The organism is Gilvimarinus xylanilyticus (assembly GCF_024195295.1).
Taxonomy (GTDB): Bacteria; Pseudomonadota; Gammaproteobacteria; order Pseudomonadales; family Cellvibrionaceae; genus Gilvimarinus; species Gilvimarinus xylanilyticus.
Map to the genome: position 1 here is coordinate 37,809 of NZ_JAMFTH010000003.1, position 19,051 is coordinate 56,859.

Annotated in this window: 18 protein-coding genes and 1 tRNA gene; 4 read left to right on the forward strand and 15 right to left on the reverse strand. The window is 57.0% G+C overall.

Features of this window, described 5'->3' with window-relative positions:
- Nucleotides 1–69: 69 nt before the first annotated feature.
- The 15 genes from pnp to bioB form a co-directional block, all read right to left on the reverse strand.
- Nucleotides 70–2,214, reverse strand: a complete 2,145-nt coding sequence (pnp, locus tag M6D89_RS10750; RefSeq protein ID WP_253968074.1) for a polyribonucleotide nucleotidyltransferase — start codon at nucleotides 2,212–2,214, stop codon at nucleotides 70–72.
- A gap of 108 nt (nucleotides 2,215–2,322) precedes the next feature.
- Nucleotides 2,323–2,592, reverse strand: coding sequence for a 30S ribosomal protein S15 (rpsO, locus tag M6D89_RS10755; protein WP_253968075.1), 270 nt, complete (start codon nucleotides 2,590–2,592; stop codon nucleotides 2,323–2,325).
- A 119-nt stretch (nucleotides 2,593–2,711) separates the two neighbouring features.
- Nucleotides 2,712–3,659 (reverse strand): tRNA pseudouridine(55) synthase TruB, encoded by a 948-nt coding sequence (gene truB / locus M6D89_RS10760; protein ID WP_253968076.1) that lies wholly within the window; start codon nucleotides 3,657–3,659, stop codon nucleotides 2,712–2,714.
- Nucleotides 3,659–4,042, reverse strand: coding sequence for a 30S ribosome-binding factor RbfA (gene rbfA, locus M6D89_RS10765; RefSeq protein WP_253968077.1), 384 nt, complete (start codon nucleotides 4,040–4,042; stop codon nucleotides 3,659–3,661). Before rbfA ends, truB begins: the two co-directional genes overlap by 1 nt.
- Nucleotides 4,043–4,119: 77 nt before the next feature.
- The gene (gene infB, locus M6D89_RS10770) at nucleotides 4,120–6,822 is read right to left on the reverse strand and encodes a translation initiation factor IF-2 (RefSeq protein WP_253968078.1); all 2,703 of its coding nucleotides are present in this window, start codon (nucleotides 6,820–6,822) and stop codon (nucleotides 4,120–4,122) included.
- Nucleotides 6,823–6,879: 57 nt separating this feature from the next.
- Nucleotides 6,880–8,361: a transcription termination factor NusA gene (nusA, locus tag M6D89_RS10775; RefSeq protein ID WP_253968079.1), complete on the reverse strand. Its 1,482-nt coding sequence runs from the start codon at nucleotides 8,359–8,361 to the stop codon at nucleotides 6,880–6,882.
- A 40-nt stretch (nucleotides 8,362–8,401) separates the two neighbouring features.
- A complete protein-coding gene (gene rimP, locus M6D89_RS10780) occupies nucleotides 8,402–8,857 on the reverse strand; it encodes a ribosome maturation factor RimP (RefSeq protein ID WP_253968080.1) in 456 nt (151 codons plus the stop codon).
- 286 nt (nucleotides 8,858–9,143) lie between these two features.
- A tRNA-Met gene (locus M6D89_RS10785) sits at nucleotides 9,144–9,220 on the reverse strand.
- Nucleotides 9,221–9,394: 174 nt separating this feature from the next.
- Entirely contained in the window at nucleotides 9,395–9,574 is a 180-nt protein-coding gene (locus tag M6D89_RS10790; RefSeq protein ID WP_253968081.1) for a DUF3094 family protein, read from the reverse strand.
- Between the two features lie 102 nt (nucleotides 9,575–9,676).
- Nucleotides 9,677–10,546: a putative metalloprotease CJM1_0395 family protein gene (locus tag M6D89_RS10795; protein WP_253968082.1), complete on the reverse strand. Its 870-nt coding sequence runs from the start codon at nucleotides 10,544–10,546 to the stop codon at nucleotides 9,677–9,679.
- An 8-nt stretch (nucleotides 10,547–10,554) separates the two neighbouring features.
- Nucleotides 10,555–10,785, reverse strand: coding sequence for a hypothetical protein (locus tag M6D89_RS10800; protein WP_253968083.1), 231 nt, complete (start codon nucleotides 10,783–10,785; stop codon nucleotides 10,555–10,557).
- Nucleotides 10,786–10,892: 107 nt separating this feature from the next.
- Nucleotides 10,893–11,588 (reverse strand): dethiobiotin synthase, encoded by a 696-nt coding sequence (gene bioD, locus M6D89_RS10805; RefSeq protein ID WP_253968084.1) that lies wholly within the window; start codon nucleotides 11,586–11,588, stop codon nucleotides 10,893–10,895.
- Nucleotides 11,585–13,135: a malonyl-ACP O-methyltransferase BioC gene (bioC, locus tag M6D89_RS10810; protein WP_253968085.1), complete on the reverse strand. Its 1,551-nt coding sequence runs from the start codon at nucleotides 13,133–13,135 to the stop codon at nucleotides 11,585–11,587. The genes bioD and bioC overlap by 4 nt, the downstream gene beginning before the upstream one ends.
- A complete protein-coding gene (bioF, locus tag M6D89_RS10815; protein WP_253968086.1) occupies nucleotides 13,135–14,313 on the reverse strand; it encodes an 8-amino-7-oxononanoate synthase in 1,179 nt (392 codons plus the stop codon). The genes bioC and bioF overlap by 1 nt, the downstream gene beginning before the upstream one ends.
- A gap of 6 nt (nucleotides 14,314–14,319) precedes the next feature.
- A complete protein-coding gene (gene bioB, locus M6D89_RS10820; RefSeq protein WP_253968087.1) occupies nucleotides 14,320–15,381 on the reverse strand; it encodes a biotin synthase BioB in 1,062 nt (353 codons plus the stop codon).
- A 194-nt stretch (nucleotides 15,382–15,575) separates the two neighbouring features.
- Between bioB and M6D89_RS10825 the strand changes: the two genes are divergently transcribed.
- The 4 genes from M6D89_RS10825 to M6D89_RS10840 all read left to right on the forward strand — a co-directional run bounded on the left by M6D89_RS10825 (nucleotide 15,576) and on the right by M6D89_RS10840 (nucleotide 18,969).
- Complete coding sequence (locus tag M6D89_RS10825) at nucleotides 15,576–16,175, forward strand: ComF family protein (protein ID WP_253968088.1); 600 nt, start codon at nucleotides 15,576–15,578, stop codon at nucleotides 16,173–16,175.
- Nucleotides 16,176–16,218: 43 nt separating this feature from the next.
- Entirely contained in the window at nucleotides 16,219–17,217 is a 999-nt protein-coding gene (locus M6D89_RS10830) for a serine/threonine protein kinase (protein WP_253968089.1), read from the forward strand.
- Between the two features lie 61 nt (nucleotides 17,218–17,278).
- A complete protein-coding gene (gene cysE, locus M6D89_RS10835; RefSeq protein WP_253968090.1) occupies nucleotides 17,279–18,079 on the forward strand; it encodes a serine O-acetyltransferase in 801 nt (266 codons plus the stop codon).
- A 74-nt stretch (nucleotides 18,080–18,153) separates the two neighbouring features.
- Nucleotides 18,154–18,969, forward strand: a complete 816-nt coding sequence (locus tag M6D89_RS10840) for a 3-keto-disaccharide hydrolase (protein WP_253968091.1) — start codon at nucleotides 18,154–18,156, stop codon at nucleotides 18,967–18,969.
- Nucleotides 18,970–19,051: the final 82 nt, after the last annotated feature.

The window sequence follows — 19,051 nt, forward strand, 5'->3', positions numbered from 1 at the left end:
AAATGGCGCTAAACATCAGGCATAAAAAAACCGCGTCAATGACGCGGTTTTTTTGATCCCGACAAAAGCTTATTCGCTTTTATTGGGTTCTTCTGCAGCAGGGGCTTCGGCCGGCGCTTGCTCGGCTTCTTCCGCTTTTGCTTCTTTAATCGACAGCTTAATACGACCGCGCTGATCGACGTCCAGGCACTTCACCTTCACCACTTCACCTTCTTTGAGGTAGTCGCTAACACTGTTAACGCGCTCTTCGGCGATTTGCGAGATGTGTACCAGACCGTCTTTGCCCGGCAGGAAGTTTACAAACGCACCAAAGTCGACAATGCGAACCACAGTACCTTCGTAAATTTCACCAATTTCAGCTTCGGCGGTAATACCCAGGATGCGATCTACAGCCGCTTGCAGAGCGGCGTTGTCATCGGCGTAAACCTTCACGCTGCCGTCGTCTTCAATATCCACTGAAGCGCCAGTCTCTTCGGTAATTGAACGGATAGTTGCACCGCCTTTACCGATGATGTCGCGGATCTTGTCCGGATGCACCTTCATGGTTTCGAAGCGCGGCGCGTTTTCGCTAACGGTTTCGCGCGACTCGGCAATGACCTTGTTCATCTCGGCGAGAATGTGCAGACGAGCTTGCAGAGCTTGCTCCAGGGCAATCTCCATAATCTGCTCGGTAATGCCTTCAATTTTAATGTCCATCTGCAGCGCGGTAATACCCGAGGTGGTACCGGCCACTTTAAAGTCCATATCGCCTAGGTGGTCTTCGTCGCCCAGAATATCGGTCAAAACGGCAAACTTTTCATCGTCTTTAACCAAGCCCATAGCGATACCGGCTACCGGCGCTTTCAAAGGCACACCGGCGTCCATCAGCGCCAGAGACGAACCACACACAGAGGCCATAGAGCTGGAACCGTTGGATTCGGTAATCTCGCTCACCACGCGCATGGTGTAGGGGAAGGATTCCTGATCGGGCAGCACCGCACCAATACCGCGACGGGCCAGACGACCGTGACCAATCTCGCGACGGCCGGTTGCGCCCATACGACCACACTCACCCACCGAGTAGGGAGGGAAGTTGTAGTGCAGCATGAAAGGATCTTTGCGCTCGCCTTCCAGGGCATCGATGATTTGTGCATCGCGCGCATTACCCAAAGTGGCCACAACCAGCGCCTGAGTCTCGCCGCGGGTAAAGAGCGCCGAGCCGTGGGCTTTACCCAATACACCGACTTCGACTTCGATACCGCGCACAGTCTTGGCGTCGCGGCCATCAATGCGGGGCTCACCGGCGACAATGCGGTCGCGGACAATGGCTTTTTCGACTTTGCCGAAGACTTTTTTCACTTCATCGGCTGAAACATCGCCGTCTTCTTTGGCCAGCTCTTCAACGGCCTGGTTACGCAGCTCAGACAGACGATCGTAGCGCTTGGCCTTGTCGGTAATGCGGTAGGCAACACCGATAGACTCGGAAAAACCGTGCTTGATGGCATCGGTCAGAGCGGTGTTTTCGGGCTCTGGCTGCCACTCCCACTTGGGCTTACCGGCGTCGCGCGCCAGTTCGGCACAGGCCTGAACCACGGCTTGCATTTCCTGGTGAGCAAACAAAACCGCGCCCAGCATAATGTCTTCGGGCAGCTCATTGGCTTCTGACTCAACCATCAGTACCGCTTCAGAGGTACCGGCTACAACCATGTCCAGCTCAGAGCCTTTCAGCTGTTCGTAGCTGGGGTTCAGCAGGTAACCGGCGTCCTGGGTGTAACCCACACGCGCGGCGCCGATGGGGCCCGCGAACGGAATACCAGAAACGGCCAGGGCCGCTGACGTACCGATCATGGCCGGAATGTCCGGATCTACGGTTTTACAGGTAGACATGACCGTACACACCACCTGAACTTCGTTCATGTAGCCGTTGGGGAACAGCGGGCGGATGGGACGGTCGATCAGACGCGAGGTGAGGGTTTCTTTTTCGGAAGGACGGCCTTCGCGCTTAAAAAAGCCGCCGGGGATTTTACCGGCTGAGTAGGCACGTTCCTGATAGTGGACCGACAGCGGGAAAAACGCTTGATCCGGCTTGGCTTCTTTGGCGCCTACCACAGTACATAAAACGGCTGTCTCGCCCATGGTGACCATCACCGCCCCAGTTGCCTGACGCGCGATGCGGCCGGTTTCCAGAGTTACGGTTTGATCACCATACTGAAATTTCTTAATAATCGGATTCACTCTTCTATCCTTTACTTACCAATAATGCGTTTCTTTATACGCAAGCTTTCTGTCAGCTAAATACCGATATCCAACAAAAAAGTGCCCGCAAATGCGGGCACTTTGCAATTAGCGGCGCAGACCCAGTTTTTGGATCAGGGCAGCGTAACGGCTGGTATCTTTACCTTTTAGGTAATCCAGCAGCTTGCGACGCTGGTTTACCATGCGGATCAAACCGCGACGCGAATGGTGATCTTGCTTGTGGCCCGCGAAGTGGTTTTGCAGTTTGTTGATGTTAAAGGTCAACAGTGCAACCTGAACTTCCGGTGAGCCAGTATCACCTTCGGCTTGTTGATACTCTTTTACGATTTCAGCTTTCTCTTGTGCACTTAGTGCCATTGTCATTTCCTCTTTCAATATGCGTTGATTACAGCCGTACCCGTGCATATTTACAGGCAGGCCAGAGAGAACACCCGCGCGAGGCAGGTGGTTTGCCAACCGAAGCCGGCAAATTGGTTTTATGCGCCAGTTGCAGCGCTGGCGACCAGGCGCTTGGGCGCTACCCGCCCCTCGTCAATGACCGCAACGCCTAAAAATTGGCCACTTTCACAAAAGACACGCACCATATCACCTTCTTCGCCGGCGCGATAGACCTGGGCATCCATTACCGGATTGCCCTGGCGAAAATAATAGGCGCTGTCACGGTTTAGCGCCACCTTGGCCAAGTGATCGGCCGGGGTGTCGGTGGGCAGCAGGTGGTGATCCAGGGTTTCGGCGCGCCCCTCGCCACGCTCTTCGCTGAGCGCCTCAAGCGTAATACACTGGTCGATCTCAAAACCGCCGGTAAAAGTCCGGCGCAGGGCGCTGACATGCCCACCCACCTGCAGCACTTCACCCAGGTCCTCGGCGAGTGAGCGGATGTAGGTGCCTTTACTGCAGTGAACTTCCACATCCACCTCGGCGCGGATACCGGGACGAAAGGCGAGCAGACGATAATCCAAAATCTCGACCCGGCGCGCGTCCCGCTCAACTTCTATACCTTGGCGGGCGAGCTTGTACAGGGGCTGGCCATTTTGTTTAAGTGCCGAGTACATAGGCGGCACTTGTCCAATTTCGCCCAGAAAACCCTGGATGGCATCGGCGACTTGGGCTTCTGTCACAGCCTCGGCACTGAGGGCCTCAAGCACCTCGCCCTCGGCATCGCCGGTGGCAGTCTTCTCACCCAGAACAAAAGTGGCCAGATAGGTCTTATCCGCATCCAGTAAAAACTGCGAAAACTTGGTCGCCTCACCCAGACAGATCGGTAAAACGCCCGTGGCCAAAGGGTCTAAGCTACCGGTGTGACCGGCTTTGGCGGCAAAAAATAAACGCTTCACCCGCTGCAGGGCGTGATTTGAGCTGAGCCCCAGAGGCTTGTCCAATAACAAGACGCCATCAATCGCACGCCCTTTACGCTTGCGCCCCATTATTCGTCCTCGTCAGCCGATTTGGCTTTATCGGCCGCAACGGCGCGATCGATCAGCGAAGACAGCTCTTGGCCACGCACTGAAGTGTGGTCATAGTTGAAATTAAGCTTGGGCACGGTGCGCATGTCCAGCTCTTTGGCGAGCAGAGTGCGCAAAAAGCCCGAGGCTTTATTCAGTACTTCGGCGCTGGTGCGCCCCTCTTGTTCATCGCCGCCCACCACAGTAATGTAAACCTTGGCATAGGCCATATCCCGGCTGATGGTGACGCTGTTGATGTTCACCATTCCCACGCGTGGGTCGCGTATTTCCTGTTGAATCATATTGGCCAGATAACGCTGAATGGCATCGGCCACTCGGTCGGCACGGGCAAATTCTCTAGGCATTTTTTTACCTGTCTGTTAAAGACGACAAAGCCCCGACGCAAAAAACGCCGGGGCATTAAGCAATACACGCCGCTTTTTTAAAGTTCGCGCGCCACTTCTTTCACTTCAAAGACTTCAATCTGGTCGCCGACCTTAACGTCGTAGTTCTTCACGCCGATACCACACTCCATACCGTTACGCACTTCGTTAACGTCATCTTTAAAGCGACGCAGCGATTCCAGCTCACCTTCAAAGATCACCACGTTATCGCGCAGTACCCGGATAGGCTTGTTGCGGTAAACATTGCCCTCGGTCACCATACAGCCGGCCACCTGACCAAACTTGGGTGAGCTGAACACTTCGCGAACATCGGCAATACCCACAATCTCTTCCACTCGCTCGGGGTCGAGCATGCCGGACAGAGCACTTTTCACATCATCCAACAGCTGATAAATAATGCTGTAGTAGCGGATTTCAATGCTCTCTTGCTCGGCCAAGCGACGAGTGCTACCCGGCGCACGAACGTTAAAGCCGATAACGATGGCGTTCGCCGTCAGAGCCAGGTTGACGTCATTGTCGGTAATGCCACCCACACCGGAAGACACCACCTGCACTTCAACTTCGTCGTTACCAATCTCACCCAGCGAGGCCAGGATGGCTTCCAGTGAGCCGCGCACATCGGCCTTAACCACAACCGAAAGCACTTTCTTCTCACCGCCGTCCATACCGGCGAACATGTTTTCCAGTTTGGCGGCCTGTTGACGCTGCAAGCGCTCTTTGCGTTCTTTATCGGCGCGGAATTCGGCCACTTCGCGAGCTTTGCGCTCATCGTCCAGCACCACAAACTCATCACCAGCACTGGGCGCGGAATCCAAGCCTAAAATTTCCACAGGCGATGAAGGCCCGACGTTTTTAACCTGCTGTCCCAGCTCGTTCATCGCGGCGCGAACACGCCCCACGCTCTGGCCGGCCAGCACCAGATCGCCGTGCTTTAGGGTACCTTGCTGCACCAGCAAAGTCGCCACTACACCACGGCCTTTGTCCACCCGGGACTCAACCACAACACCCTGGGCGGGCGCGTCTTCTACGGCGGTCAGCTCCAGCAGCTCGGCTTGCAGAGACACGGCTTCTAACAACTCATCAATACCGTCGCCAGTGTGCGCCGACACTTCGATAAACTGAGTATCACCGCCCCAATCCTCGGGGATGACTTCTTTGGCGGCCAGTTCGTTTTTCACGCGATCCGGATCAGCGGCTTCTTTATCGCACTTATTAATCGCGACAACCAAAGGCACACCGGCAGCCTTAGCATGGTTTACGGCCTCTTCGGTCTGGGGCATTACACCATCGTCGGCAGCCACCACCAGAATAACCACGTCGGTACACTGGGCGCCGCGCGCGCGCATCGCGGTAAAAGCGGCGTGGCCCGGAGTATCCAAAAAGGCGATTTCGCCCTGGCTGGTTTTAACCCGGTAGGCACCAATGTGCTGGGTAATACCACCGGCTTCGCCGGCTGCCACCTTGGCTTTACGAATATAGTCGAGCAGCGAGGTTTTACCGTGGTCAACGTGACCCATAACGGTCACCACAGGCGCGCGGTGCTTCTCTTCACCATCGACTTTAACCTGAGCTTCCAGATCATTTTCAATATCATCTTCGCTGACCAGCTTCGCCTGGTGGCCCATTTCTTCAACCACAAGCTGCGCGGTTTCCTGATCCAACGGCTGATTGATGGTGGCCATAACGCCCAGCTTCATCAGCTGCTTAATCACTTCACCGGCTTTAACGGTCATACGCTGCGCCAAATCTGACACAGTAATGGTTTCGGGAACTTCTACTTCGTGCACAATCTTCTGCGTAGGCTTTTTAAAGCCGTGTTTGTTTGAGGCTTTGTGCGCGGCACGCGCGGCGCGGCGACGCTGCATAAACGCTGAATCATCATCGTCTTCTGCCAGTTCATACAAATCGGCTTTGGATGATTTTTTGGGGCCCATGCCTTTTTTACCGGCTTTGCCAGCTCGCTTGGCGCGCGGCGTGCCGTCGTCATCGTCAAAGTTACCGCGGCGCTCTTTCTTGCGACCGTGCTTGGTGTCCGGTTTAGCCGGACCAGGCGCATCTTCTGCAGCAGGTGCTGCGGGTTTGGGCGCCGCTTTTTGCTCGGCGGCTTTCTGCTCAGCCACTTTTTTCTCGGCCGCTTTTTTCTCTTCGGCCGCTTTTAATTCCGCTTCGCGCGCGGCCTCTTCGGCCTTGCGACGCTCCATCGCAGCCTGACGCTTTTCTTCAATATCATCGACAAACGATTTACGCGCAGGTGCCGGGGCGGGCTCGGCGACGGGCTCAGGCTCGGCCACTTCGGGCTCGGGCTCCGGTTCCGGCTCGGGTTCTGGTTCAGGCTCTGGAGCCGGTTGCGGCTCGGGCACCGGCGTGGGCTCTACCTCAACCTCGGGCTCGGGAGCGGCCTGGGCGGCTACCTGAGTTTCCTCGGCTTCCGGCGCCTCTTCTTCCTGCTTGCGTTTTACGTAGGTGCGCTTTTTGCGCACCTCTACATTGACCGTTTTACGGCCGCCCGCTTTCAGGGTAGTAGTGGTTTTACGCTTCAGAGTAATTTTGCGCGGCTCGGCATCGGGCGCCGACTCGCCGTGGCTGCTTTTCAAATAAGCCAACAACTGTTGCTTCTCTTCATCAGAGACCAACGCATCCTCAGTGGTATGCTTCAGCCCAGCTTCCTGCATTTGTTTAAGCAGTCGCTCAACGGGAGTTCCCACTGACTTGGCGAGTTCGCTTACTTTTACTTCTGCCATTACATATCCTCAGTTTTAAATTTTGCCTTACCTACCGCTAGTCACACTACGGATCGATCAGGCAAACCAGGGCTCGCGGGCTTTCATAATCAGGGCGGCAGCTCGCTCTTCATCCACGCCTTCGATATCCAGTAACTCATCAATGGCCTGTTCGGCCAGATCTTCCATGGTTACGATACCGCGGCTGGCCAAAATGACCGCCAGCTCTTTTTCCATACCTTCCATATTCAGAAGGTCGTCGGCCGGGGCGGCGCCCTCCAGCTGCTCTTCAGACGCCAAAGCTTGAGTCAACAAAGCGTCTTTCGCACGAGCGCGCAATTCTTCGGCCACGTCTTCATCAAAGCCTTCAATGGAGGCGATTTCATCGAGCGGCACATAAGCCACTTCTTCAATGCTGGTAAAGCCCTCTTCCACCAGCACCTGGGCAACGTCTTCATCCACATCCAGAGCGTTCATAAACACTTGAATATAGCCGCCGGTTTCCGCTTCTTGCTTCTCTTCCCACTCGGCGTTACTCATGACGTTGATGTTCCACTGGGTCAAGTCACAAGCCAGGCGCACATTCTGCCCGCCGCGGCCAATGGCCATCGCCAGGTTTTCTTCGCCAACGGCCAGATCCATTGAGTTGGTATCTTCATCCACCACAATCGACTCGATTTCGGCGGGCGACATCGCATTAATAACGAACTGCGCGGGGTTATCATCCCACAGCACAATATCAACTCGCTCGTTACCTAACTCGTTAGACACTGCCTGGACGCGCGAACCACGCATACCGACACACGCGCCTACGGGATCAATACGACCGTCATTAGTGTTAACCGCAATTTTGGCGCGCAGGCCCGGGTCGCGGGCCGCGCCTTTAATCTCAATAATACCTTCGGAGATTTCCGGCACTTCAATTTTGAACAGCTCGATCAGCATTTCCGGGCAAGAACGGCTCAGAAACAGTTGCGGACCGCGAGCTTCAGAACGAACCTCTTGTAAGTAGGCACGTACCCGATCACCCATGCGGAAAATTTCACGCCCCACTAATTGATCGCGCGGCAACAGCGCTTCGGCATTGTTGCCCAAATCGACAATAATGCTGTCGCGAGTCACTTTTTTAACCGTACCGTTAATCAGCTCGCCCACGCGGTCGCGGTATTCGTCGACCATCTGAGCACGTTCGGCTTCGCGAACTTTCTGCACAATAACCTGTTTGGCGGTTTGCGCCGCGATGCGACCAAAGTCGACATTTTCAATTTTTTCGCGGTGAATGTCCCCCACCTGCAAAGCGGGATCTACTTCGGCGGCTTCTTCGGTGGTCAACTGGGTGCCCAGCTCGGCCAGCACATCATCGGCCACGACTTCCCAACTGCGGAAAGTTTCATAGTCCCCCGAGGCACGATCAATATTCACCTCGATGGTAGAATCCTCATCGAAGCGTTTTTTGGTGGCCATAGCCAGCGCACTTTCAATCGCCTCAAAGATCACATCCTTGTCAACGCCTTTCTCGTTCGAAACGGCATCGGCGACCAGCAAAATTTCTTTGTTCATGAGCTTGCCTCGTTAACTCCTGTTTCCAATCGCGCGGCGATCAGAACTGGGGGACTATGTTTGCTTTTTCAATCGATTCAATGGGCAGGAGATACTCTTCGTTATCCACCTGCATCACGACATCCTGATCCTCAATGCCGCTTAATAAGCCCTTAAATTTGCGCCGTCCATCAAACGGAACCCGCAATTTAACAGCAATAATCTGCCCCTGGTATTGCGCAAACTGCTCCAGAGTGTAAAGCGGTCGATCCATACCTGGGGATGACACCTCCAGGGTGTACTCGCCCGCAATCGGATCTTCCACATCCATCAAACTGCTTAACTGACGGCTGACCTGGGCGCAATCTTCAACCTGTACGCCGTCCGCCTTATCGATATACACCCGCAGTACTTTGGTGCGGCCACCGGTGAGATATTCAACCCCCCACAACTGGCAGCCCAGCGCATCCACAGCCGGCGCAAACATCGTCGTCAAACGCTCTTCTACAGACGCCATAATGAATCTCCACTGATTGTGCGCCGACACTGCGCCAGAAACAAAAAATGGGCCATAGGCCCACCTTTTAAAACAGTACTACAGTCGCTTCTGCGTACTATCTGCGGCAGTGGCAGACCACTGACTTTCAGATACAAAAAAGCCCCTAGCAGGGGCCCCGAATACGCCATACATCACTGCGGCGCCTGGCTGATAAATCATCAGCCTGTATGGCCAGCTGCTCGCTTGGCCGACCACCTGCTGTGGTCACGCGTCAGTGCTTAGCTTAAACCCTAACGCTTAAATTTGGTAGCGGGGGCTGGATTCGAACCAACGACCTTCGGGTTATGAGCCCGACGAGCTACCAGGCTGCTCCACCCCGCATCATCAACTCAGTTCTGGGCTTTCCCCTAACCGAGGCCGCGCATTATAGGGAGGCATTTGGGTGTGGTCAAGGGTGAATTCACTTTTCTTTTTATAAAGACAGTGGGCTGGATATTTTGCAGACAACCAGAAGAGAATTTAGACAATCGCCGGTTAATTTCCGAAACCGCCCAGCTATACCACCCCATACTGCCAGGCGATCCAATAGCTGACTCCGCTCATCAGGGTTAGCACCAACAGTAAAACCGCGAACAGAGTCCACACCTTAAACGGCTTGCGCTCTACACGATTCGCTCCCTGGCGCAGGACTTTATCCACTCTCGCCTGATCTTCCGGATTCAACTTACTGGGCATGGCTCGACCTCTCACATTATTCTTAAACGTGAGAGTAACAACAAAACAAAATGGGGGGAATAAGGGAAGTAATGCGAGGGCGCAAACAAACGAGCAAAAATTTTAGGCGCGTTGATCCAGTAGCGCACCGCTATTAATCGGCGGCTCCACCACCCCGATATCGATAAGCTGGCGGTTAATATCGATATTGCGATTGACAATGTCGGCGGTAACGCGGGCCGCCTCTGCAAGCCGCTCGCGCTCATCGTCTTTATCGCTGTCGCCCGACTCGGCCCGAACGGGCTGCGTGCTCTCATCCGGACTGTTTTCAGCTTGGCGCCGCTCGCGCGACTGTTCGGATTCGGCCTGCTCCGCGCGGCGCTCTTCCCGAGCCTGTTCGGCTATTTCGACGCGCGCTTGCGCCTCAAGCTGAGCGGCCTGAGCCGCCACTTGGCGATCCTGCCCCGAGGGCTCGGCGGGCGCCATGGCGGCACGACGTATCTGCTGAGCTTTTTCCAGGGTTGCCTGAGGATCTCCGGGCACCGGGCTGGTATCGACATTAACTTCGCCCGAGGTGGCGTAATTAATGCCATCGGGGCCGCGGGTGTATTCATAGGTAGGCGCGCCGGCATGCACACCACCCACAGCTGCATGGGCGCGCTCGTGGGCGCGAACCTCGCGGTCGCGGGCGGCCAATTCGCGCACCTGCTCGCGCTCTAGCTCTTGCTGTTTTTGTTCAGCCGCTTCGGCATTTTTACCCGATACCGCCCCTGGCGCGCGATCTTCGCCGCGGGTGCGCTCGCGCTCTTCCACTTCACCTGGGCGATCATCCGGCGAGCGACGATTTTCCCCTCGGGCTCCGGCAGCGCCCTCTTCCAAGGCTTTGAAGCTCGAGCTTTTTAATTCGGTATTTTCCTCTCCCACGGCCTGACGGCCAAGCGGTGCAAAAGGCACCACGGCATTGGCAAAGTTCGAGGGAAAGGAGTTAATCACGGCAGACCTCAGGCCTTAATATCCAACAGGGTCCCCATAGTCTCGTTAGCGGTTTCTAACACCCGCGCCGAGCTATCAAACACCTGCTGCTGAACCTGCATATTGACCAGAGGCTCGGCCAGGCTTTGCGAGGTATCGCCGGCCGCCGCCTGATTGATTTGCTGCGCCGACTGGGTGATTTCGGCCCGCGAACTCTGCATACCAATAAGGCTCTGGTTTACCACTGAACCTACATCCACAATAACCTCCACGGCTAAAATAGCGACACTGATCTTTATTTTAGCGCCAAAGGCGTACAAAAAACAATCAAAGTATCCGCCTGCTAAGACTGTCTTGGCACTAAAACTTAGGGCTTATAGCCAGCGGGCACTAACGAAGACAGATCCAGGTAGCGAGCAAGCTCGGGGGCTTCGCCGCCGTCACAGAAAGGCACCACCCCCAAACAGGGGGCCTGCAACCAGTGGCGCAGGGTATCGATGTTCTCTTCGGCGCGCGCAGCCTGGGGGTCTATCCCATTGGCGACCCAGCCTGCCAGAGGCAAGCCATCGGCGCGAATTGCCTCGGCGCTGAGCAGGGCGTGATTAATACACCCCAACCTCACCCCCACCACTAAGATCACCGGCAGCTTAAGCGCCACGGCCAAATCAGCCAGGGTTTCGCGTTCATTTAACGGCACCCGCCAACCACCGGCCCCCTCGACCAGCGCAAACTCGGCGCCCGCCGATAAGGTGTCGCGCACCGGTGGCAAAAGTTCTGCCACACTCAGGCTTACCCCTTTCTCGGCGGCGGCAATGTGGGGCGCGATGGGCGGTGCCAGGGCTACCGGATTCACCTGGGAATAGTCGAGCGGCGGTTCGCACTGCGCCTGCAAGCGCAGTGCATCGTCGTTGCGTAGCCCCTCGGCGCTTTCCTCACAACCGGCCGCCACAGGCTTGACCCCGGCAGTGGTCAAACCCCGCTGCCTCGCGGCGTACAAAAGCGCGGCGGCTATGCGAGTTTTGCCCACATCGGTATCGGTTCCGGCAATAAAGTAATGATTCATGGCACGGTTTTACTCGCTTGCAGATAGGTCACTTGATAGCTGGCGGGCAACCCCTCGGGAACCCGAAAAGCCTCGTAGGCGGACTCGAGCGCCCGCAGACGCTGGCGACCGGTTAAACCGCGCGGCGCCCCCGCGTTAAGATTGTGCGCCCCCAAGTCTTTGAGCTCGCGGGCAATGTGACGAAAACTGGGGGCATAGATAACTTCTGTTTCGGTGTGCCAGCGAATATTGGTAAAGCCTGCAGCCTCTAGCGCCTGCGCCAAAAGGCCGACAGGATAGAAGCGGTTGACGTGGACATAGCCATCCGCCCGCTGCCAGGCCTGGCGCAACTCTGCCAGAGTACCTTCATCCAAGGTGGCCAGGTATAAACGACCATTGCCATCCAATACGCGATACAACTCACAGGCCAGGGCCATCAGGTCCTCACACCACTGCACCGCCAAGCTGGAATAGATCAAATCGACCGAATTCGAAGGCAGGGGCATTGCTTCCAGATCGGCGCACACCCAATGATCGACATCGCGGTGATGCTGGCGCGCGTAGCTCAACATCCCTTGGGCCAAATCCAGCGCGGTTAGCTCTTGCGCCTGGGTTCTATCTTTTAGGTGGGGCAGAAAATAGCCCGTGCCACAGCCCGCATCCAATACCCGGCAGGCGCGCGAATCAATTGCGGATAGTAAGCGCTCACCCACTCGCTTCTGTAGGCGTGCCGCCGATTCATAACTGGGGGCGGCCTTACTGAACGACCGCGCAATACGCGCTTTGTCCAATTGTTTACCCGCCGGGCGAACAAAATCACTGATCAGTTTTACGACCGCACTAGGCTGATCCCAATGGAGGCAATGGCTGGCCTCCGCGACCAAACGGCTCTGCTGATCGGGCTTATTATTCCAAAACTCACCGCAAGCGGCGGGGACCAGCCCATCGTTGGCGGCGTAAATGTGCAGGCCCGGCACTTTCAGGCTCTCGGCTCGGGCGCGAAAATCCGTCGCCGCCAGATACGCCAAGGCCTCGCTCCACTCAGTTTGTCTGCCAGCAGCATCTGCGGCCACACGCTGGCGCATAGTGCGAACCAGCGGCCTCTCGGCCCGGCTACCCTGAGCCACCAGCGCGCAAAACTGCTTGAGCGTTGCCTCTGGCTGTTGGGCAAATCCACGATTAAAGCCACGGTTCACCCGCGAGTCCATCGCCTGCGGCCAATCGCCGTCGGCGACAAACTTAGGGTTGGTGGCCAGGGTCACCAAAGAGGCCACTCGCTCGGGGTGACTGAGCGCAAAATCCAGCGCGAGCGCCCCGCCCAGGGACCAGCCGATTAGATAGACTTGTGCGGGTAACTCCCGAGCCAAAACAGCGATAAATGCGTCGGCGTCGAAATCGGCATCGACCTCGCCAAACCCCGGAATATCGACACTCCAAACCTCGCCCAGCTCACGCAGAGGCTGCACAAAAGGCTCCATTGAGCGATGGTCAAAACCCCACCCGTGCAATAACACCAAAGGAATATCACCGGCGGAGCCTAGCGGCGAATAGCGCTGATACTGGAGCATTAGTCGCCCACCTCGGACTGCCCCCGAGCAAGGGCGACCAGCAGGCCATCCACCTGAGCCTCGCTGTGGGCCGCACTTAGCGTTACTCGCAAGCGAGCACTGCCCTCGGGCACGGTGGGCGGGCGAATGGCGCTCACCCAGTAACCCTGCTCGCGCAGCGCCTGCGACAAGGCCAGGGCCTTGGCATCGTCACCCACCAAAATTGGCTGAATGGCGGTGGGCGAGTCCATCAACGTCAGCCCTGCCGCTTGGGCGCCGCGGCGAAAACGCGCAATAAGTGCCTGTAAATGAGTGCGTCGCCAGCTCTCGCGGCAAATCAGCTGCAGGCTTTTGCGACTGGCGGCCGCGACCGCCGGTGGCAAAGCGGTGGTGTAAATATAGCTGCGGGAAAGCTGAATCAGGGTTTCGATAAGCGCCTCGGAACCGGCGACAAAGGCGCCAAAGCTGCCCACCGCCTTGCCCAAAGTGCCCATTAATACCGGCACCTCGTTCTGGCCGAGACCGTAATGCTGCAAGACACCGCCGCCGGTTTCACCCAGACAGCCAAAGCCGTGAGCGTCATCCACCATCAGCCAGGCGTTGTGTTCGGCGGCCAGCGCCGCCTGTTGGGGTAAAGGCGCCAAATCGCCATCCATACTGAAAACCCCATCCACCACCACCAGAGATTTAACGGCCTGAGCACTCAGACTTAACTGGCGCTGAAGCGAGTCGAGGTCATTGTGCTGAAAGCGCCGCAAGCGGGCGCCGCTTTGCAAGCCGGCATCCAGCAAGGAGGCGTGATTGAGACGATCTTCAATCACCGCATCACCCTTGCCCACCAAAGCGGTAATCGCCCCCAGATTCGCCATAAACCCGGTAGAGAACACCAGCGCGCGCTCGCGGCCGCAAAAAGCCGCCAGCTCTTGCTCTAATTTATGGTGCTCGTCACTGTGGCCGCACACCAGATGTGAGGCGCCGCTGCCGACGCCCCAGTGTTGCGCGGCATCGGCCATGGCCTCGCGCATATCGGGATGATTGGCGAGCCCCAAATAATCATTGCTGCAAAACGCGGTGTAGGGGCGCCCGTCTACCACCAACTCTGGCCCCTGGGGGGCGCCAATCTCGGGGCGGGAGCGATAGCGGTGCTGTTGGCGGCGCTCGGAAAGCACCGCCTGCAGGTGTTGCTGGAAGGGGTTCATGGGCCGTTAGTTAGCCGCGTTGTAAAAGAACTTGTCGTTGTGCGCCGCTTCCAGATTGGCGGCGATGTCAGCTTCTACCGCCTCGTCATCGCCGTGTACGTGACGCTCTTCGGGTTTGATCCCCAGGCGGGCGAACAGCTGCATATCCTTGTTCGCTTCGGGGTTGGCGGTGGTAAGCAATTTTTCGCCGTAGAAAATAGAGTTGGCCCCGGCAAAGAATGCCATGGCCTGCATTTCATCGCTCATCTCTTCGCGCCCGGCGGACAGACGCACATGGGACTGCGGCATGAGAATACGAGCGGCGGCAATGGTGCGAATAAAGTCGATGGGGTCCAAATCCGCTTCTGTTTCCAGCGGCGTTCCCTCAACTTTAACCAGCATATTAATCGGCACCGATTCCGGGTGATCGGGCATATTGGCCAACTGCTGCAGTAATCCCGCGCGGTCACCGGCCTCTTCGCCCATACCCACGATGCCACCACAGCAGACTTTCATGCCCGCCGAGCGCACATTGGCCAGGGTGTCTAAACGATCTTGATAAGTGCGGGTGGTGATAATTTCGCCGTAGAACTCGGGCGAGGTATCCAGATTGTGGTTGTAGTAATCAAGGCCAGCATCGGCCAGCTCACGGGCCTGGGTTTCGTCTAGCATGCCTAAGGTCATGCAAGTTTCCAGGCCCATGGATTTAACTTCGCTCACCATTTTGGTGACATAGGGCATGTCCTTACCCCGGGGCGAGCGCCAGGCGGCGCCCATACAAAAACGGGTGGCGCCATTGGCTTTGGCGGCGCGGGCCTCTTCCACCACTTTTTCTACCGCCATCAGCTTTTCTTTTTCCAGCCCGGTATCGTAGCGCGCGCTCTGCGGGCAGTAGGCACAGTCTTCGGGGCAGGCGCCGGTTTTAATCGAGCACAGTGTGCTGACCTGTACTTCATTAGCGTTAAAGTGGGCGCGGTGTACGGTTTGCGCCTGAAACAATAAATCGTTAAACGGCAGGGCCAGCAAATTCAAAATTTCCTGACGCGACCAATCGTGGCGCAGAGCGGGGGCAGATACAGATGCGTTCATAATAATTCCATCGGTTGGTGCGCTCGCCCTGGCAACAGGCCGCGCAACTGCTAATCTCGGTGGGGACTATCATAAAGGCGGCGGCGGCGCTGTCAACCTGGAAAAGGATTTTTGGTTAACAAGTGTTTTTGCAGCAATTTTGCCTACTCTGTCATCAGCCCAGCAAGCGGCGCTTGTGCCCGCACTGTGAGACGATGCTGGCGCAGTTACAAGCCCAACCGCAATTTAGCTGTCAGCTGTGCGCTCTACCTCTGACAAGCAACAGCGACTACTGCGGTCAGTGCCTCGCGCACCCGCCGGATTTTACGCACACCCTGGCCTGCTTTTACTACCAATTCCCCCTCGACTACCTGATCGGCCGATTTAAGTTTGAGCGCTGTCTGGCCAGCGCCTACTGGTTGGGCAAGGCTTTTGAGGACCACTTGCGCCAGCATCACGCCCGCGCCGACCTTATAGTCCCCGTGCCCATGCACTGGCGGGGTTTAGTCAGACGCGGCCTGGATCAAACCCTGTGGCTGGGCCGGGCCGCATCGCGGGCCAGCGGCGCACCCTTGGCGCCCAAGCTGTTGCAAAAAACCCGGCACTCAACGCCCCTGCACGGCCTAAGCCGCCAAGAGCGGGCCCGGACTATTCGCGGCATTTACCGCGCCCGGCCCCTGCAAGGGCAGCATGTGGCTTTGGTGGATGATATTGTCACCACCACAACCACCGCCCGCACCCTGAGTCGGCTGCTGCGCAAAGCCGGCGCCGCCTCGGTACAAATTTGGGCGCTGGCGCGCACGCCAGAGCACTAAACCCGTACAATGTCGCTTTCACTCAGCGGATAGCGATGGTTTTATGAGCGACAGCCCTAACGACATTCAGCCCCACGCCTATCAGGCCCTGACCCCCGACCTGGTCATGGATGCCGTGGAAAGCTTGGATTACTGGTGCGATGCGCGGGTATTTGCTCTCAACAGTTACGAAAATCGCGTCTACCAAGTGGGCATTGAAGGGCAAAGCCCGCTGATTGCAAAGTTTTACCGCCCCGAGCGCTGGAGCGATGCGCAGATACTGGAAGAGCACCAATTCTCGCAGCAGCTGTTTGATCTGGGGGTTTCGGTAGTACCACCCTTGGCGCAAAACGGGCGCACGCTGTTTGAGTATCAGGGGTTTCGCTTTACGCTCTACCCGCGCCAGGGCGGCCACGCCCCCACCCTGGATAACTTTGACCATTTGCTGAGTCTGGGCCGCGCGCTGGGGCGGATTCACGCCCTGGGCAAATCCAAACCCTTTACCCACCGGCCCGAACTGAACACCGAGACTTTTGCGGTAAACAGTTACGACTTTCTGCGCGCCAATGCGTTTATTCCCGACTCCTTGCGCGCCGCCTACGACAGCCTGGGACAGGACTTAATTAGCCGCTGCCGGGAAATCCTGGAGCAAGTACCCTACCAGCGCATCCGCCTGCACGGCGACTGTCACCCGGGTAACATTCTCTGGCGCGACGATGTGCCGCATTTTGTGGACTTTGACGACGCCCGCTCGGGCCCCGCGATTCAGGATTTGTGGATGCTGCTGTCGGGCGATCGCGCCCAGCAAACCGCGCAGATTTCGGAAATCCTGGAAGGCTACCGGGAGTTCTGTGACTTTAACCCCGCCGAGCTGCTGTTAATTGAGGCCCTGCGAACCCTGCGCATTATGCATTACGCCGGCTGGCTGGCGAAGCGCTGGTCCGACCCAGCCTTTCCCCACAGCTTTCCCTGGTTTAATACCGAACGCTACTGGGCCGAGCATATTCTGGAGTTGCGCGAGCAATTGGCGGCTTTGAACGAGCCGGCGCTGGAAGTTTATTAGCCGGGCTCTGGAAATCTGAAACCTAAGCCTCATAATGGCATAAGCATTTAAAGGAGCCACTATGACTATTCAGCAAGCCGCTGCCAGCGCCGACCCGGTATGGGAACAAATTCGCCTGAGCGCCACCGAGCAGGCGGCTAAAGAGCCTATGCTGGCAAGCTTTTTATACGCCACCATTCTCAATCACACTAGCCTGGAAGATGCCCTCAGCTTTCATCTGGCCAACAAACTCGAAAGCCCCGCGCTACCGGCCATTTCGGTGCGCGAGGTGATCGACGAAGCCCTGGCCGACGACCCGGCCATAGGCACTGCCATGCGCGCGGACATTCAGGCGATTAACGAGCGCGACTCAGCCTGCTGCTCGCTGACCACCCCGTTTTTATTTTTTAAAGGCTTTCACGCCCTGCAGGCCTACCGCATCGCCCACTGGCTTTGGGGCAAAGAACGCCGCGCCATGGCGCTGTTTCTGCAAAACCGTATATCGGTGGTTTTCTCCGTGGACATCCACCCGGCCGCCCGCATCGGCCGGGGCATTATGCTCGACCACGGCACCGGTATCGTTATTGGCGAAACCGCGGTAGTGGAAGATGAAGTGTCGATTATGCAAGCGGTCACCTTAGGCGGCACCGGCAAGGAGAGCGGCGACCGCCACCCCAAAGTGCGCAGCGGCGTGCTGATCAGCGCCGGCGCCAAGATTTTGGGCAACATTGAAATCGGCCACTGCGCCAAAGTAGGCGCAGGCAGCGTCGTGCTTAAAAGTGTGCCCCCGCGTACCACCGTCGCCGGCGTCCCCGCCAAGATAGTGGGCAGTGCCGATTGCGCCCACCCCTCGCGGGCGATGAATCACACCATTGGGGAGTGAGCGACAAACTCCCCAACCGGCTCGCCCTCGTGTATATTTGGCAACAATTTCACCAATAAAATAATGGAGCCGCCATGTCGCCACTCAAACCTCTCGCCCTTGCTCTCGCCCTTAGTCCCGTCGCCGCTCTTGCTGCCCCAGCCGAGAGCGATTGGCAAGCCCTGTTTAACGGCGAGGATTTAGACAATTGGGCGATTAAAATTCGCCACTCGGAGTTGGGTGAAAATACCCACAACACTTTCCGCGCCGAAGACGGTTTGCTAAAGGTGCGCTACGACCAATACCCGGATTTTAACGACGATTTCGGCCATATTTTTTATAAAGTACGGCCCTTTTCCTACTATCGGCTGCAAGTGGAGTACCGCTTTACCGGACCCCAGGTGGATGGCGGGCCCGAGTGGGCCTGGCGCAATAACGGCATTATGTACCACGCCCAGGCGCCCGAAACCATGGCGCTAGGGCAAGACTTTCCGCTCAGTATCGAGTACCAACTACTGGGCGGTAAGGACTCGGGCGAGCGCAGTACCGCCAACCTGTGTACACCCGGCACGCATGTGGTGATGGCGCCGGTACTGCGCAAAGACCACTGCATCAACTCCAGCAGTAACACCTACCCGGGCGACCAATGGGTCACGGTAGAGCTGGAAGTACACGGCCGCGAATTGGCGGTGCACAAGGTCAACGGCGAAGAGGTGATGCGCTATACGGACTTGCAAAAAGACGATGGTACCGCGCTAGAGGGGGGGTATATTGCCCTGCAGGCGGAGTCGGCCCCCATTGATTTTCGCAGCGTTAAGCTACTGAACCTGGAAGGCTGTATGGACACGGACGCCAGCAACTACAAAGACTATTTGGTAAAACACAGCGCCGAGGCCTGTGATTACGAGTAATTCCCGCCTCAAGTAAGTAGCAACCAAGCCCTCGCCGCTCGGCGGGGGCTTTTTCGTGGTGGATAGGCCCCTGCCCCATAAG

Coding starts and splice junctions, on each gene's coding strand:
- rpsO (WP_253968075.1), bottom strand. CDS start 2,592: ATGGCACTAAGTGCACAAGAGAAAGCTGAAATCGTAAAAGAGTATCAA.
- truB (WP_253968076.1), bottom strand. CDS start 3,659: ATGGGGCGCAAGCGTAAAGGGCGTGCGATTGATGGCGTCTTGTTATTG.
- rbfA (WP_253968077.1), bottom strand. CDS start 4,042: ATGCCTAGAGAATTTGCCCGTGCCGACCGAGTGGCCGATGCCATTCAG.
- infB (WP_253968078.1), bottom strand. CDS start 6,822: ATGGCAGAAGTAAAAGTAAGCGAACTCGCCAAGTCAGTGGGAACTCCC.
- nusA (WP_253968079.1), bottom strand. CDS start 8,361: ATGAACAAAGAAATTTTGCTGGTCGCCGATGCCGTTTCGAACGAGAAA.
- rimP (WP_253968080.1), bottom strand. CDS start 8,857: ATGGCGTCTGTAGAAGAGCGTTTGACGACGATGTTTGCGCCGGCTGTG.
- M6D89_RS10790 (WP_253968081.1), bottom strand. CDS start 9,574: ATGCCCAGTAAGTTGAATCCGGAAGATCAGGCGAGAGTGGATAAAGTC.
- bioD (WP_253968084.1), bottom strand. CDS start 11,588: ATGAATCATTACTTTATTGCCGGAACCGATACCGATGTGGGCAAAACT.
- bioC (WP_253968085.1), bottom strand. CDS start 13,135: ATGCTCCAGTATCAGCGCTATTCGCCGCTAGGCTCCGCCGGTGATATT.
- bioF (WP_253968086.1), bottom strand. CDS start 14,313: ATGAACCCCTTCCAGCAACACCTGCAGGCGGTGCTTTCCGAGCGCCGC.
- bioB (WP_253968087.1), bottom strand. CDS start 15,381: ATGAACGCATCTGTATCTGCCCCCGCTCTGCGCCACGATTGGTCGCGT.
- M6D89_RS10825 (WP_253968088.1), top strand. CDS start 15,576: ATGCTGGCGCAGTTACAAGCCCAACCGCAATTTAGCTGTCAGCTGTGC.
- M6D89_RS10830 (WP_253968089.1), top strand. CDS start 16,219: ATGAGCGACAGCCCTAACGACATTCAGCCCCACGCCTATCAGGCCCTG.
- cysE (WP_253968090.1), top strand. CDS start 17,279: ATGACTATTCAGCAAGCCGCTGCCAGCGCCGACCCGGTATGGGAACAA.
- M6D89_RS10840 (WP_253968091.1), top strand. CDS start 18,154: ATGTCGCCACTCAAACCTCTCGCCCTTGCTCTCGCCCTTAGTCCCGTC.